We start from the raw sequence: 15,163 nt of genomic DNA on the forward strand, positions 1-15,163 counted from the left end.
GGCTCGGCCCGCTCGGATCGGGTGGCCGGGCCGGCTGGGGCGTTCGGTGAGCATCTCGTCGGCCAAGGTCAACCATGCATGCCGTTCCGCCGCGCGAGCCCGTCCTGTGAGGCCGAACGGGTCGCCGTACAGGGCTTGTTCCGGAGGTCTCACTGGCGGCCCGCATAGGCCGATGGCTGGAGCGGCCGGATGGGCAGGTCCGGTTCGCGAGCGGACTGCTGCTCCGGGGCCGTCGGTTCTGGTCGTGTGGAGGGCGGATCGGCCTCCGTCAGGCCGGGGGCCCGGGGCGGGCGGGGCGTTCGGTGAGCGTTTCGCGGAGCACCGCGCGCCGGGGCTTGCCCGCGGCGGTGCGCGGTACCGCCGGGGTGAACAGGATCTCCTCGGGCACCTTGTGAGCCGACAGCACCGTCGCGCATCCGCGCAGCAGGGCGGCCGGGTCGAGGGACGCCCGCGCCGGGACGACGAACGCCACCGGCACCTCGCCGAGCTGCGGATGCGGGCGGGCCACCACGGCCGCGTCCCGCACCCCGGGCAGCTCGCACAGCACCCGCTCGACCTCGGCGGGGTCGACGTTCTCCCCGCCGCGCACGATCCGGTCGCCCAGGCGCCCGGTCACGGTCAGCGAGCCCCCGGCGCCCAGCCGCCCCAGGTCGCCGGTGCGGTACCAGCCGTCACCCGCGGCGTCGGCGCCCGTCCCGGGCCGGTTGTGGTAGCCGAGCATCATCCCGGGGCCGCGCACCCAGATCTCGCCCTCGCCGGAGTCCAGGCCGCTGTCGGGGTCGACCAGCCGGACGTCCATGCCGGGCAGGGGTGTTCCGCTGCCGCCGCGGACCCGTGGCCCGGTCAGCGACTCCATGGCGATCTTTCCGCAGGTCTCCGTGGAGCCGTAGCCGTCCAGCAGCGGCGCCCCGAACCGCCGCTCGACCTCCTCGCGCAGCTCCGCCCCGCTCGGGGCGCCCGCCGTGACGCACACCCGCAGCGAGGGCACCGTGCCGAGACCCGCGTCGAGGAGCCGGCGGAAGGTGAGCGGCACACCGCCGAGCACCGTCGGCTCGAACTCGCCCACCGTCCGCACCAGTTCGGCCGGATCCGTACCGGCGGTGATCCGTGCGGACGCCCCGGCCGCCGTCGTGCCCAGCACGCAGAGGGAGTGCGCGTAGGTGTGCGCCAGCGGCAGCGGCGCCAGGACGCGGTCCGTGTGCGTGAGTCCCAGACGCGGCAGATAGCAGGCGAACGAGGACCACAGCGCGGAACGCTGACTCGACACGGCCGCCGTGGAGGTGCCCGAGGTGCCGGACGTGTAGAGCAGCCAGGCCGGTTCGTCCAGGCCGAGATCGTCACGGGGACGGCTCCGGCCGCCGGTGACGAGTTCCTCGAAGTGCGCGACACCCTTGGGGAGTTCGCCCTCGCCGGTCACCACCAGCCGCACCGGACGCCCCGCGACCATGCCCGCGATCCGCGGCAGCCGCCGCTGGTCGGTGACCACCACGGCCGGATCGCAGTCGGCCAGCAACTGCGCCAGTTCGGTGTGCGTGGCGCGCGGCGGCAGCGGCACCCCGACCGCCGCGGCGCGGACCGTCGCCAGCAGCCCCTCGACCAGCTCCACGCCGTTGTCCAGGCAGAACGCGACCCGGGTGCCCCGCTCCACGGCGAGGCCGACGGCCAACCCCCCGGTACGGCGGCGCAGTTCGGACCAGCCGACCTCGCGCATGTCGTCGGCGAACGCGAGTCCGCCGCCGTACCGTGCGGAGTTCTTCGCGAGCAGGTCCGCCACCGGCCGGACACCGATCGCCTCCGCCACACCCATCGGGCCTCCTGTCACGGGAGATCCGCACCGCCGCGGATCTTCGAGCAGCGTACGCGCGGAGATCCAACGATGCCCACAACCCGGCCAGTTGCCCCGGTGACCCGCCCAGGGCCACCCGGGCCGGACCGGGGCGCGCTTGGTATGGACCTGTCGGAGGTCTGTCGCTAGGCTCTGCCCCGCCCCACTCCTGAGAGCGCTCTCAGGGCCTTCGGGCCCCACGGGGCCCGTGCTGTTCCACCCCCACTGCCATGGAACGACGAAGGGCAACCTCCATGAGACGCACCAGATTCACGCACGCCGCACTCGCCGTGCTCCTCACCCTCGGCGCGGGCCTCGCCGCGGGCACGGCGCCCGCCTCCGCGGACGACTCCGGCTCGGCGGAACCCGCCTCCGCCGCCCTCCTCACCGCCATGCAGCGGGACTTCCACCTCAGCAAGGCCGAGGCCGTGACGCGGCTCGCCGCCGAGGAGCGGGCAACAGCCCTGGAACCCAAGGCCCGCAAGGCCGCGGGCGCGGGTTTCGGCGGCTCCTGGTTCGACGCCGACACCGCCACCCTCACCGTGGGCGTCACCCCCAACACCTCCGCCGCGACCCTCGCGCGACTCCGCGCCACCGGAGCCGACGTCGTCACCGTCGCGCACAGCGCCCGCGCCCTCGACGCCGTCCAGGCGAGCCTGGACGAGCTCGACGCGCCCGACGCCGTGAGCAGTTGGCACGTCGACCACGAGGCGAGCACGGTCGTCGTGAACGTCGTCGAGGGCAAGCGGGGCGACAACGATGTCCGACGGTTCCTCACCCGGGCCCGCGAGGCGGGACCCGTCACCGTCGAGGAGGTCGCCGCCGCGCCGACGACCTTCGCCGCCGGAACGGTCGGCGGCGACCCGTACTACACCGGCAACGTCCGCTGCTCCATAGGCTTCTCCGTGTACGGCGGGTTCGTCACCGCCGGGCACTGCGGGCAGCCGTCCGCCGCCGTCTACGGCTGGGACCGCAGCTACGTCGGCAACTTCCAGGGCTCGTCCTTCCCCGAGAACGACTACGCCTGGGTCAACGTCGGCAGCGGCTGGTGGACCGTCCCCGTCGTGCTCGGCTGGGGCACCGTCTCCGACCAGCTGGTGCGCGGGTCGAACGTCGCGCCCGTCGGCTCGTCCGTCTGCCGCTCGGGCTCCACCACGCACTGGCACTGCGGGACCGTCCTCGCCATGAACGAGACCGTCAACTACAGCCAGGGCGCGGTCCGTCAGATGACCAAGACCAGCGTCTGCGCCGAAGGCGGCGACTCCGGCGGCTCGTTCATCAGCGGCGACCAGGCCCAGGGCGTCACCTCCGGCGGCTGGGGCAACTGCACCAGCGGCGGCGAGACCTGGTTCCAGCCCGTCAACGAGATCCTCAACCGCTACGGCCTGACCCTGCACACCGCGTGACACCCCGGACGGCCCCCGCGCAGCACCCACGGGCGGCCGTTCGCACGGCACCCCGAGCGGGCCCGGCCGGAGCATCCCTCCGGCCGGGCCCGCACGGGTGTTCCGGGCCGTTGGCGGGCGTGCCGCTCGGCCAGGTCCGGTTCGGTCCCGTCCGGTGTGCGCGGCGTGTTGCGTGTGTGACGTGTGCGAAACCTTGACGACCCCTGAGGCGGGTGTCACGATTCCGGCGCTTCGATGTTTACGTAAACATGCTGTCGCTCCGAAAGGGAAGTCGATGCGCGAGACCCCCGTCCGTTCCCGTCGCACCCACCGCTTGCGTGCCGCTCTCGTCGCGGTGGCCGTCGCCGCCGTCGCCGGTGGCAGCCTGGTGGGGAGCCCCGCCTCCGCGGCGCCGGGCATCGACACCACGCAGTTCAAGGGCGTCAACTGGGCCGACCCGCGCGACAACTTCGCCGATGACACGCTTCAGCTGTCGGGCCTGTCCACCACCGACACCTACGCGCAGACGTACACGAAGGCGAGCCGGATCATCTCCGCGTTCCGCGCCAACCTCGGTGCCAACACCGTCCGCCTGCCGATCAACCCGTACACGGTGAACGGCACCTACTGGAAGTCGTACCGCGCGGTGATCGACGCGGCGACCGCCAGGGGATTCAAGGTGATCGTCTCCTACTGGGAGGGCACCGGCACCCGCCGCGACGGCTACATCGACGACGAGGCCACCTACTGGCCCATGTGGGACACCGTCGTCAAGACGTACAAGGGCAACTCCCGCGTCTACTTCGAGCCGATGAACGAACCCCACGGCTACACCGACACCGAGTGGGCCGACCTCGCCGCCGAGTGGCTCGACACCTACCGCACGGTGCCGCGCAACCGAGTCTTCGTCAGCGGCGCCGGCTACAACGACCACGTCACCAGCGTCTGCGCCGACCCGCGCCTCAAGGGCACCTACCTCTCCCTGCACCACTACGGCTTCTGGAAGTCCTACGCCACCTACGACGAGTGGGTCGCCGACCTCAAGGTCCGCATCGGGGACTGCGCGAACCGCACCGTCGCCGACGAGTTCGGCGCCCCCATGACGACCGGCCTCGACTACAACGTGGCCACGCCGGACGACAACTACGTCAACTTCGTCCAGGCCGTCACCGACACCTTCCGCGAGCTGAAGATGGGCTCGGTGTACTGGCCGGGCCTGCGCACCGACGACACGTACTCCCTCCAGACCCTCACCGGCGACCCCGCCAAGCCGTGGCTCGCCACCACCAACCAGTCCGGCGCGGACCGTCTCGCCTGGGCCTGGGGGAGGGGCAGGCCGGTCGGCGAGTGACGCGCGGCCGGGCAGGGCACACGGGCCGTTCGGCCGGTCGTGCCCTGTCCGGAGGCGGCGGCCTGTGCTGTCATGGGAGGCGGGGGAGGTGAACACCCATGCGCGTCGCCGGCCGCTACCGCCTCACGCAGAGCGTCGGACAGGGCGGCATGGGACGGGTGTGGCGGGCGCTCGACGAGACGCTCGAGCGGCAGGTCGCCGTCAAGGAGTTGCGCCTCGACAACCCCGACTACGACAGGGACGCGCGCACCCGGCGCGAGCGCGCCCTGCGTGAGGCACGGGCCGCCGCCCGCGTCGACCACCCCGGCGTGGTCCGCGTGTACGACGTGCTGGAGGAGGCCGGCCGCCTCTGGATCGTCATGGAACTCGTGGAGGCGCCCTCCCTCGAACAGGCCGTCTCCGCACAAGGCCCGCTGGGCGTACGGGAGACGGCCCGCGTCGGCCTCGCCCTCGCCCAGGCGCTGCGCCGGGTGCACGCCGCCGGGGTGCTGCACCGGGACATCAAGCCCGGCAACGTCCTGCTCGGCCCCGGCCACCGCGTCGTCCTCACCGACTTCGGCATCTCCGCGCTCCAGGACGCCCAAGGCCTCACCCAGGACGGCCTGTTGATGGGATCGCCCGAGTACATGCCCCCGGAACGCGCCACCGGCGGCACCCCCGGCACCGCCTCCGACTCGTGGTCCCTCGGCGCCACCCTCTGCACCGCGGCCACCGGCCGCTCGCCCTTCGCCCGGACCACCGTGCACGCCACGCTCGTCGCCGTGGTCCACGAGGACCCCGAACTCCCGCCCTCCGGCCACCCGTTGACACCCCTGCTGCGCTCCCTGCTGCTCAAGGACCCCGCACGGCGCCCCGGCGGCGACGCGATCGTCACCTACCTGGCCGCCGTCGCCGACCGGGAGGAGGAGCGGCCGTCCCAGGGCATCAGGTCCCGGCTGCTCGTCGTCCTCGTGCTGCTGGTCGCGGCGGCGCTGGCCGTCGTCATGGCCGTGACCGCGATCCCGTCCGGCGGCGGGACCCGTCTGCCCGAGGTCACGCCACCGCCGACGGTGGCGGGCACGTCACGAGCGCCGTCGCCTTGACGGCACGGGCACGGGCACGGGCACGGGCACGGACGCGAGGCGGGATCGGCCCGTGGCACATCCCCCTCGCGACCGCGGACCGCCCCTGGGGCCGGGACACGACCTAGGGCCGCGCCGGTACCCGCCGCTCGGTCCCGCCACGGTCCTCGTCGCGCCGGAACGCCCACGCCATGTCCGGCTCCACCACGAACCGGAAGAGCCGCCGCACCGGCGCCGTGCACAGCAGGGTCACGACCGTGCCCGCCACGCCCGTGACGGCGACCGCGCCCAGCGGTCCGTGCACCCAGGCCGGGCCGTACCAGTTCCAGTGTCCCGCCGCCTGGACGACGAAGCCGTGCAGCAGATAGCCGTAGAGGGTGCCCGCGCCCAGCGCGGTGAACCAGGTCCGGCGGCCCGGGACCCAGGAGAGGAAGCACGCGACCAGGAGCAGCGAACAGCCGAAGAGGGCGAGTGTCATCACCGGCCCCGACCAGGCGGGCGCGCCGAGTTCCTGGACGCTGTCGCGGTGGTAGAACCACGCGCCGGTCATCCGTGGCACCGCCCAGTACGCCAGCACCAGCGCCCCGGCGAAGACCGGCACCGCCGCGATCCGCACCGCGCGGCGCCGGACCAGCGCGAAGTGCGCCGGGCGCAGGGACAGCCCGAGGACGAAGAACGGCAGGAACTGCAGGGTGCGTTGAAGGTCGAGGTCGTCGCCGATCGGTGACGACACGGACGCCAGGGCCGCGAGGGTCAGCGCGAGCGGGAGCGGCCACCTGACCGACCGCCACACCGGGGCCGTCAGCCGCCAGATGAACAGAGCCGCCAGGAACCAGGTGAGATAGAGCGGCTCCAGGAGGCTGATCCGGCGGTCCGGGGCGTGGTCGGTCCAGCGGGTGAACAGGGTGTACGCCGTCTCGAACACGACGTAGGGGACGGCGACGCCGGTGATCAGCCGCCTCAGCCGTCGCGGGCTCGCGTCGAAGCCGCGGGAGAAGTAGCCGGCGACGACGATGAACGCCGGCATGTGGAAGGCGTACACGAGCAGATAGAGCGCGGAGGCGGCACGGCTCCCGTCGCGCAGCGGCTCCCAGGCATGTCCCGTCGCGACGAGCACGATCGCCAGGTACTTCGCGTTGTCGAAGAACGCGTCGCGGTGTCCGGGACCCGGCGGCGGTGGGTCCGGCCGGTCCGGTGGGCTCGCGGAAGCGGAGGATGGGGATGAGGCGGAGGGCGGGGGCGTGGTAGGGACGGGAGGCGGGGACATCCCCCGCGCCTGACCGATTCCCGGTGGCTCAAACGTCCCGGCCAGCCGGGGTCAGGCCGCGGGCTGCACCAGCCCCGACTCGTAGGCGAAGGTCACCGCCTGCACCCTGGCCCGCGCGCCGATCTTGGCGAGGATGTGGCTGACGTGCGACTTCACCGTCGTCGGCGCGATGCTCAGCCGCTCGGCGATCTCCGCGTTGGACCAGCCGGAGGCGACCGAGGTGAGGACGTCGCGCTCCCGCTCGGTGAGCATGTCGAGGGCGACCCCGGACACGGACCGGCGGACCGGGAGCTGCTGACGCACGGTGTCGATGAGGGTCCGGGTCAGCTGGGGCGTGATGACCGCGTCGCCGACGGCCACCACCCGCAGCGCCGCGATCAGTTCGTCGGGAGCCGCGCTGTCGAGGACGAACCCGCCCGCCCCGGCGCGCAGCGCGGTGGACGCCCGTGCCTCGTGGCTGGCCGCGGTGAGGACGAGCACGCGGGGCGGCCGGGCCGTGGCGGGGGCCGGTCCGGCCGCCGGGACGAGGGTGGGGGAGGGGCGGGTGATCCGGCGGATGACGTCCGTGCCGGCAGTGTCGTCCACCCGGGCGTCCAGCAGGACCACGTCCGGCCGCAGCACCGCGCTCAGACGGACCGCGTCGGCGGCGCCCGTCGCTTCGCCGACCACGGTCAGGTCGGGCTGCTCCGCCACGAGCATGCGCAGTCCGAGCCGCTGGAGCGCCTGGCTGCTGACGATCAGAACAGAGGTCATGGGGGGTCCTCCTGAACGAAACGGTTTCGTTCGCTTTCCCCTCAGGATAGCCCCGCCTCTATCGAAACGACATCGTTTCCACCGTGTCCTGGATCACCTCTCCAGCGAGCCTGGAGGAGAACGTTCCCGAAGCCGGGCCTTCCCGAAGCCGAGCGTTCCCGTGGCCGGGCCGGCCTGGCCGCCCCGCCCGACCGCACCGAGCCCGGCCGGGCCGCCGTCCCGCCCGGCCAGGGCAGTGCTCCGCCCGGTCGCGGCAGCACCCCGTCCTAGAGGAACGCCGTCCCCGGGTCCAGCCCCGACAGCACCCGCCCGTACAGCTCCAGATTCGTCGCCGGGTTGACGAACGAGTGGAGGTTGAGCGCGTGCAGGTCGCGCACCGCCCGCTGTACGGGGACGTCCCGGTGGAGGGAGGACGCGCCGGAGGCGGAGGCGACGAGGTCGACGGCCTCCTTGCAGAGCCGGGCCACGTAACCGGCCTGGGCCCTGATCTTCGCGCGTTCCTCCTGACCGAACGGCTCCCCGGCCTCGATCCGGGCGACGAACTCGTCCGTGAGCAGCTCGGCGCAGGAGAGCTTCATCGCGGCCTCGGCGGCCTGGAGGTGGGTGACGGTCGCCTCGTGCTGCCGGGTGTGGAAGGTGTACGTGATGCCCCGCCGGTGGATGCGTTCGGTGAAGTCCGCGAGGGCGGAGCGCGCGAGGCCCAGTGCGTGGGGTGCCGTCCACGCGCAGAACAGCAGGAGGACCGGCATCCGGTAGAAGGGGTCGTCGGCGTTGGCCTTGGAGGGGAACTCGCCGGCCAGCAGGGGGCCGAGGGGCAGGACCCGGTGGGCGGGCACGAAGACGTTCCGCGCCACGACACTGTTGCTGCCGCTCCCGGCCAGGCCGGACACGTACCAGTCGTCGAGGACCTCCAGCTCGGCCATGGGGACGGCGGTCCACAGCGCCTCGGGCGGCCCGTCCGGACGCTCGACGCGCGCGGTGAGCAGATGCCAGTCGGCGTCCTGGCAGCCGGTGGCGAACCCGGACGTGCCGTCGACGATCCAGCCGCCGTCCCCGGCGACCGCCGTGGCGTCGGGGACGAGCGTGCCGCCGACCCGGACGTCCGGGCCGGTGAAGATCTCGTCCTGCGCCTCGTCCGGGAAGAGGGACGCGATGAAGGCGCAGCCCGCCTGGATCAGGACCGTGAACGCGGCGGAGCCGCAGGCGGCGGCCACCTCGGCGATGACGTCGACCTGGGTGCGCGGCCGTGACTGGTAACCGCCGTACCGGCGGGGGACGTTCATCCGGTACACCCCGGCCTCGGTGAGCGCCGCGACCACCTCGCCCGTGACCCGCCGCCGCTCCTCGGCGCGCAGCGCGTGCTCGGCGATGAGGGGGCGCAGGGACCGTACGCGGGCGACGAGTTCGGTGTCGGTGGTTGCCATGGGTGACCTCCCGGGCGCGACGGGTCATCACCGTGGCGCGTATCGCTGCGAGTGTCAACGGGCGCTACCGGGGGCTGAGTCGGGGTGCGGGATTCGGTCGTCCGAGGTCCGGGTGGGTGCACGGGGGTTGTCCTGACAATCGGTCCACGCCTAGGGTCGCTCCGGAGCGTCTCGCAAGCGCTTTCTGCACCTCTGGGCTGCCCCGGCCCGTCCGTTGCGTGCGGGCTGCACCGGTCCGTTCGGGGGGAGTTGCGTGCGGGCCGCACCGGCCCGTTCGAGGAGAGTCGAGTGCGGGCTGCCCGGCCCGTTCGAGGAGAACCGCATGCCCTCAGGCCCCCCACGCCGCCGTGTGGCCGTGATCGGCACCGGCGCCATCGTCTCCGGCGGCCATCTCCCCGCACTGAGATCCCACGCCGGCCGACTGGACCTGGTGGCCGCCGTCGACGTGGACGAGACCCGTCTCCGGGCCTTCCGGGACGCCGCCGGCGCGGACGTCGCCGGGTACACCTCGACCGACGCCATGCTGGACGCCGTACGCCCCGATCTGGTGCTGATCGGCACGCCGCCGTCGCTGCACCGGGAACAGACGGTCGCCGCGCTGGAGTCGGGCGCCTGGGTGCTGTGCGAGAAGCCGCTGTGCCTCTCGCTCGCCGAGTACGACGAGATCGCCGAGGCCGAGAAGGCGTCCGGGGCCCACGCGTCGGTCGTCTTCCAGCACCGCTACGGCTCCGGCGCCGTCCACGCCCGCGAACTGATCACGAGCGGGGAACTCGGCGCGCCGCTGGTCGCGCACTGCCAGACGACCTGGCACCGGGACGCCGACTACTACGCCGTGCCCTGGCGTGGCCGCTGGGCGACCGAGGGCGGCGGACCGACCATGGGGCATGGCATCCACCAGTTCGACCTGCTGCTGCACCTGCTCGGCCCGTGGACGGAGATCCGCGCCATGGCCGCACGGCTGGTCCACGACACCGAGGGCGAGGACGTCTCCACGGCCCTCGTGCGCTTCGCGAACGGCGCCCTCGCGACCGTCGTCAACAGCGTGCTCTCCCCGGACGAGGTGAGCCGCATCCGCGTCGACTGCGCCGACGCGACGGTCGAACTCACCCATCTCTACGGCCACCGCAACGACGACTGGGTCTACACCCCGGCCCCGCACGTGCCCGCCGGACGCGCCGCCGCCTGGCGCACCCCGGCCGCCGACGTCCCCAGCTCCCACACCGCACAGCTCGGCGCCCTCCTCGACGCCTATGACAACGGTGTCCGACCGCCCGGCGGCGGAGCGGACGCCCGGGCGACCCTCGAACTCGCCGCCGCCCTCTACAAGTCCGCGTTCACCGGGCAGCCGGTCCACGCGGGCGAGATCGCACCCGGCGACCCGTACCACCGGGCCATGCACGGAGACCACCCCCACTGGGCCCCCAAGGAGCGCGCATGAGCATCCGCGTCACCCACGCGCACGGCGACCACATCGCCGTCACGGCCGCCGACGGCACCGAGATCCTCCGCTACGTCTACCGCCCCGACCCCGACCCCTTCGAGTCCCGCAAGCCCTACGCCCACCCCCTGCGCACCCTCGCCGGGCGCACCGTCACCGGCTACCGGCCCAGCGACCACCGCTGGCACAAGGGACTCCAGATGACGGCCAGTCATCTCTCCGGGCAGAACTTCTGGGGAGGCAACTCCTATGTCCACGGCCAGGGTTACCAGCGGCTGCCCGAACGGGTCGGCTCCATGCGGCACGACGGCTTCCCCGTGTTCGCTGTCGAGGACGAACGCTTCTCCCTCGCCGAGGAGTTGACCTGGGTCGAGAACGGCGGTGCCGAGTGGGCGAGTGAACTGCGCGGGCTGGTCGTGCACTCCGTGGACGAGGAGGCCGGCGCCTGGGCCCTGGACTGGTCGGTGAAGCTCACCAACACCCGTGCCGATCCCCTGACGTTCGGGTCCCCCACCACCGCGGGCCGCGAGATGGCCGGTTACACCGGACTCCAGTGGCGCGGCCCTCGCGACTACACCGGCGGCACCGCCTTCGCCCCCGGATCCGACGCCGACGCGGCCAAGCTGATGGGCAGTCAGGGGCCGTGGCTCGCCTTCACCGCCGAACACGACGACACCGACGGGCACTCCACGATCGTCTTCGCGCACGCTCCCGAGAACGAGCGGGCCGTGCACGAGTCGCACTGGTTCGTACGGTCCGAGCCGATCCCGACCGTGGCGTTCTCCTGGGCGTTCTTCGAGGAGTTCGAGCTGCCGCCCGGCGAGTCCTTCGCCTACCGGTACCGTGTCGTGGTCGCCGACGGGGCCTGGGACCGCGAGCGGGTCGCCGCCCACCTGGACGGCATCCCGTGGTGACGCCGAGGCCCGCTCCGCCGCACCCGCTGCCGGGCGCCGTCGGACTCTCCCACCTCACCGCCTACGACTGGGAGGCCGCCGACGGCGTGTGCGGCGGCAGCCCTCATCTGCACCTGGTGTGCACCGAGGCGTACGTCGTCACCGGCGGCCGGGGCGCCGTGCAGACGCTGAGCCCCGACGGGTACCGGGACATCCCGCTGGAGCCCGGTTCCGTCGCCTGGTTCACCCCCGGGACCGTGCACCGCATGGTGCAGGGCGGCGATCTGCGGATCACCGTGCTGATGCAGAACAGCGGACTGCCCGAGGCCGGGGACGCCGTGTTCACGTTCCCGGCCGCGGTGCTCGCCGACCCCGACCGGTACGCGGCAGCGGCGGCGCTGCCGCCCGGCACCGGTTGCGAGACGGCCGCCGCCGCACGCCGCCGCAGGGACCTGGCCGTCGAGGGCTACCTCCTTCTGCGCGAGGCGCTCACCGCCGGGGACGACGGCCCGTACCGGGAGTTCCAGCGCGCCGCCGCCCGGCTCGTCCGCGCCAAGGTGCCCCACTGGCGTGACCTGTGGCGGGCCGGTGCGCTCGCCACGGCCGAGCGCACCGGCGCCCACCTGGACGCACTGGAGGCGGGCGAACCGGAGTACCTCGCCGACGCGACCGCCCACGAGACCGCGCCCACCAGGATCGGCGGGTTCGGCATGTGCGGCCGGCGCGACGAGTACGGCCTGCCGGGGATCACGCTGCCGTACGGCGGCGAGTGACCCCTCCTGCCCGGCCAGGTGGCCGAGGACGCCGCCCCCGGCGACACCGTTCCCGGCGGCAAGTCCCGCCTCGACAGCGCCTTCCCCTACGTGGGCAGGTACTCGCTCAGCGCGTCGATCAGCCGGTCCAGGGCGGGGTGTTCGGACGACCGGTCGGTGAGGATCGTGCGGTCGCCGAGGCGGATCTCGTACCGGAACAGATCGCGGGCGCCCTCGTCGACGGTGAGGTCGGGCACCTCGTCCAGCGCCGGGTTGTCGAGAAGCGTCCGCAGTTCCCCGAACTCGGCCTCCCGCGTGCGGTGTTCGGCCTTCTCTCCGTCGTCCTCGGCCTGGACCGTGCCGTCGTCGCGCAGTACCACCCGCTGCGCGACGCCGGCGAATCCGCCGCTGATCTCCAGCGTGACGAGCCGCTGCCCGGTACCGGTGACCTGGCTCGGTGCCGGGCTCGCGCTCGTCGAAGGGGGCGTGGAGGACGCCGTCACGGACGGGGCGGTGCCGCCCGCGGGTCCCGCCGCCCCGTTCCCCGGCGCGCACGCGGCCAAGGCCAGCGCGCAGACGGCGACCACCGTCGCCGTACCGGTCCTCAAGGGTCCGTCCGGTCCGGTGCCCGCACCTTCAGCACCTGGTCGTCGACGTACAGAACCTCCAACTCCCGCTCCGCACACGGGAGGCCGAGCGTGAGACGGTGGCCCTCCGGGTCCGCCAGGGCCCATCGGCCCGTGCGCCGGCCGGGTACGTCACCGCGGCCGAGCGGGCGGTCGGTGAAGGTGCCGTCGGCGGCGAACTCCAGGCCGCGGCGCCCGCGCGCGGGAGGCAGGGGGTAGCCCGCCGGGCGGTACACGCTCACACCGGGGGAGTCCTCCTCGTGTGCGTGGACCCATGTCCCGATCAGTGCCTCGGGCGGACCGCTCATGCCGGTCACCTCCTGGTCCGGGGCGAGTTGACCCGATACGGAACGCGATGCCGTACTTGGCGCGGAATTCGCGATTCTGCTTACCGTGCCCGGCCCGTCGCCCTACGGTAAACCCCAACGGGCCCGCTCCACCCTCACCTTGGCGCCGTCGAGGCGCACTCCTTCCAGGTGGTGCAGCGTGCCCGAGAACGAGTTCGACGAGACCAGTCCCAGCCCCGCCCGCCGCGTGTGCGGCACCATGCCGGTCCACCGGCGCCTGCTGACCGAGGACCCCGGCTACGCCGTGGCCCGCGAGGCCCTGGAGAACCGGGCCTTCGCCTTCGAGACGGGCAGGGAGTCGCCGGCCCGCGCCGGAGTGACGGTCATCCCGGTGGTGGTGCACGTCGTCCACCGCACGGCCGAGCAGAACATCGACGAGGAGCAGATCCGCAGCCAGATCGACGTCCTCAACCAGGACTACCGGATGCGGAACCCGGACGTCTCCCGGGTGCCCGCCGTCTGGCAGCCCCTCGTCGCCGACTGCCGTATCGAGTTCGTCCTCGCCTCGCGCGACCCGGACGGCGGGCCCACCGACGGCATCACCCGTACCGAGGCCGCCCTGGACTCCTTCGGGATGGACGACGCGATCAAGTTCGCGGCGAGCGGCGGCCGTGACGCCTGGCCCGCCGACCAGTACCTCAACCTCTGGGTCGCACCGCGCCTCGTCGACCCCCAGGTCGGCGAGATCCTCGGCTACGCCCAGTTCCCGGGCGGCCCCTCCGCCACCGACGGCGTCGTCATCGGCCACACCTTCTTCGGTACGACGGGCACGGCGGCGGCACCCTTCGACCTGGGCCGCACCGCCACCCACGAGGTCGGCCACTGGCTGAACCTCTTCCACATCTGGGGCGACGACGGCACCGGATGCAGCGGCACCGACTTCGTCGCCGACACCCCCAACGCGGGCGGCCCCAACTTCGGCACTCCGGGCTTCCCGCACGTCACCTGCGGCAACGCACCCGACGGCGACATGTTCGTCAACTACATGGACTACACCGACGACGCGGCCATGTTCATGTTCACCCAGGGGCAGGTGGCCCGCATGGACGCCACCCTGGAGGACGCCCGTTCCTCGTTCCTCAAGCAGTGAGCCGGGTTCAGCGGCGCGCGGCGGCCCGGAGCAGATGGTCGCGTACGACGGCGACGTGCGGGTTGCCCGAGACCCCGGGGCGCTGGACCAGGAAGGCGGTGTTGATCGGGGGGTCCTCCGGGTCGTGCAGCGGCACGAGCGCACCGGAGGCCAGCTCCTCGGCGCACAGGTAGCGGGGCAGCACCGAGAACCCGGCGCCGCCCACGACCGCAGCCTTCACTCCGTTGAGGTCCGGCATCGTGACCGCCGGATGACGGGTCAGCCGTCCGCCGAAGACGTGCCGCCAGTAGCGGCGCACGATGGGCAGGTCCTCGGCGTAGGCGACGAGCGGGACGCCGTTGAGGGCGGCGGGACCCTCGTGGCCCGGGGACCTGTCCGCCCATCCGGGCGCGGCGACCAGCACGAACTCCTCGTCGTCCAGCGGCATCGAGGTCAGCGTCCGCCCGCGCGGCCGGAACGTGGCGATCACCAGGTCGTGCCGGCCCGCGCGCAGATCCTCCAGCAGCGGTTCCGTCAGACCGGGGGTGATCCGCAGCCGTACGCCGTGCTCCACCAGCGGCGCGACGCCGGGGAGGACGGAACGGGTCAGGTATTCGGCGGGGCCCGCGAGGTGGACGGGCTCGGCGGGGGCCTCCTGCGGGTTTGCGACCGCGCTGAGCGCGTCGAGCGGCTCGACGATCCGGGCCGCGAGCGCGTCCGCGTACGGCGCCGGGGACACGCCGCGCGCCGTCCGCTCGAACAGCTCACGGCCGAGCTGCCGCTCCAGGGCGCGGATTTGGGTCGTCACCGTGGGCTGGGACAGGCCCAGCAGCCGGGCGGCGGCGGTGAAGGAGCCGGTGCGGTGGACCGCCAGGAAGGTCCGCAGCAGATTCAGGTCCAGCGGGCCCCCAGCCGGGTGGTCATTGGATTCCCTATCTCTCACATGTCTGAGCCTATTGGATTTCTATGACC

The 15,163-nt window shown here is 73.2% G+C and carries 14 protein-coding genes; 7 read left to right on the forward strand and 7 right to left on the reverse strand.

The genetic code is table 11. The features are described from left to right. Nucleotides 1-268 precede the first annotated feature (268 nt). Nucleotides 269-1,807, reverse strand: a complete 1,539-nt coding sequence (locus tag ACIPSE_RS30005; protein WP_401668445.1) for a class I adenylate-forming enzyme family protein — start codon at nucleotides 1,805-1,807, stop codon at nucleotides 269-271. A gap of 272 nt (nucleotides 1,808-2,079) precedes the next feature. Between ACIPSE_RS30005 and ACIPSE_RS30010 the strand changes: the two genes are divergently transcribed. The 3 genes from ACIPSE_RS30010 (at nucleotide 2,080) to ACIPSE_RS30020 (ending at nucleotide 5,643) form a co-directional block, all read left to right on the forward strand. After that, the gene (locus tag ACIPSE_RS30010) at nucleotides 2,080-3,231 is read left to right on the forward strand and encodes a S1 family peptidase (protein WP_401668447.1); all 1,152 of its coding nucleotides are present in this window, start codon (nucleotides 2,080-2,082) and stop codon (nucleotides 3,229-3,231) included. Between the two features lie 274 nt (nucleotides 3,232-3,505). Then, nucleotides 3,506-4,561 carry a glycoside hydrolase family 5 protein gene (locus ACIPSE_RS30015; protein WP_401668450.1) on the forward strand — a complete coding sequence of 352 codons (1,056 nt, stop codon included), beginning with the start codon at nucleotides 3,506-3,508 and terminating at the stop codon, nucleotides 4,559-4,561. Nucleotides 4,562-4,659: 98 nt separating this feature from the next. Beyond that, entirely contained in the window at nucleotides 4,660-5,643 is a 984-nt protein-coding gene (locus ACIPSE_RS30020) for a serine/threonine-protein kinase (RefSeq protein ID WP_401668452.1), read from the forward strand. 103 nt (nucleotides 5,644-5,746) lie between these two features. Here the strand turns inward: ACIPSE_RS30020 and ACIPSE_RS30025 are convergent, their stop codons facing one another. The 3 genes from ACIPSE_RS30025 to ACIPSE_RS30035 form a co-directional block, all read right to left on the reverse strand. Further along, entirely contained in the window at nucleotides 5,747-6,889 is a 1,143-nt protein-coding gene (locus ACIPSE_RS30025) for an acyltransferase family protein (RefSeq protein WP_401668455.1), read from the reverse strand. A 51-nt stretch (nucleotides 6,890-6,940) separates the two neighbouring features. Continuing rightward, complete coding sequence (locus ACIPSE_RS30030) at nucleotides 6,941-7,642, reverse strand: LuxR C-terminal-related transcriptional regulator (protein ID WP_401668457.1); 702 nt, start codon at nucleotides 7,640-7,642, stop codon at nucleotides 6,941-6,943. Between the two features lie 266 nt (nucleotides 7,643-7,908). Next, complete coding sequence (locus ACIPSE_RS30035; RefSeq protein WP_401668459.1) at nucleotides 7,909-9,066, reverse strand: acyl-CoA dehydrogenase family protein; 1,158 nt, start codon at nucleotides 9,064-9,066, stop codon at nucleotides 7,909-7,911. A gap of 322 nt (nucleotides 9,067-9,388) precedes the next feature. Here ACIPSE_RS30035 and ACIPSE_RS30040 point away from each other — a divergent pair, with 322 nt between their 5' ends. From ACIPSE_RS30040 to ACIPSE_RS30050, 3 genes are read left to right on the forward strand one after another with little or no spacing between them, the layout of a single operon-like run. Further along, nucleotides 9,389-10,504, forward strand: coding sequence for a Gfo/Idh/MocA family protein (locus ACIPSE_RS30040; RefSeq protein WP_401668462.1), 1,116 nt, complete (start codon nucleotides 9,389-9,391; stop codon nucleotides 10,502-10,504). After that, nucleotides 10,501-11,418, forward strand: a complete 918-nt coding sequence (locus ACIPSE_RS30045; protein ID WP_401668464.1) for a PmoA family protein — start codon at nucleotides 10,501-10,503, stop codon at nucleotides 11,416-11,418. Before ACIPSE_RS30040 ends, ACIPSE_RS30045 begins: the two co-directional genes overlap by 4 nt. After that, nucleotides 11,415-12,170: a cupin domain-containing protein gene (locus ACIPSE_RS30050; RefSeq protein ID WP_401669248.1), complete on the forward strand. Its 756-nt coding sequence runs from the start codon at nucleotides 11,415-11,417 to the stop codon at nucleotides 12,168-12,170. The genes ACIPSE_RS30045 and ACIPSE_RS30050 overlap by 4 nt, the downstream gene beginning before the upstream one ends. 86 nt (nucleotides 12,171-12,256) lie before the next feature. On the opposite strand, the gene ACIPSE_RS30055 is transcribed toward ACIPSE_RS30050, so the two are convergent. Then, complete coding sequence (locus ACIPSE_RS30055) at nucleotides 12,257-12,757, reverse strand: hypothetical protein (protein WP_401668467.1); 501 nt, start codon at nucleotides 12,755-12,757, stop codon at nucleotides 12,257-12,259. Further along, nucleotides 12,754-13,083: a hypothetical protein gene (locus tag ACIPSE_RS30060; protein ID WP_401668470.1), complete on the reverse strand. Its 330-nt coding sequence runs from the start codon at nucleotides 13,081-13,083 to the stop codon at nucleotides 12,754-12,756. The genes ACIPSE_RS30055 and ACIPSE_RS30060 overlap by 4 nt, the downstream gene beginning before the upstream one ends. A gap of 178 nt (nucleotides 13,084-13,261) precedes the next feature. On the opposite strand from ACIPSE_RS30060, the gene ACIPSE_RS30065 reads away from it, so the two are divergent. Then, entirely contained in the window at nucleotides 13,262-14,212 is a 951-nt protein-coding gene (locus tag ACIPSE_RS30065; RefSeq protein ID WP_401668472.1) for a zinc metalloprotease, read from the forward strand. 7 nt (nucleotides 14,213-14,219) lie between these two features. Here the strand turns inward: ACIPSE_RS30065 and ACIPSE_RS30070 are convergent, their stop codons facing one another. Then, nucleotides 14,220-15,134 carry a LysR family transcriptional regulator gene (locus ACIPSE_RS30070; protein ID WP_401668474.1) on the reverse strand — a complete coding sequence of 305 codons (915 nt, stop codon included), beginning with the start codon at nucleotides 15,132-15,134 and terminating at the stop codon, nucleotides 14,220-14,222. Nucleotides 15,135-15,163 lie beyond the last annotated feature (29 nt).

The sequence above is a fragment of the Streptomyces sp. NPDC090106 genome, assembly GCF_044747265.1.
In the GTDB taxonomy this organism is placed as follows: domain Bacteria; phylum Actinomycetota; class Actinomycetes; order Streptomycetales; family Streptomycetaceae; genus Streptomyces.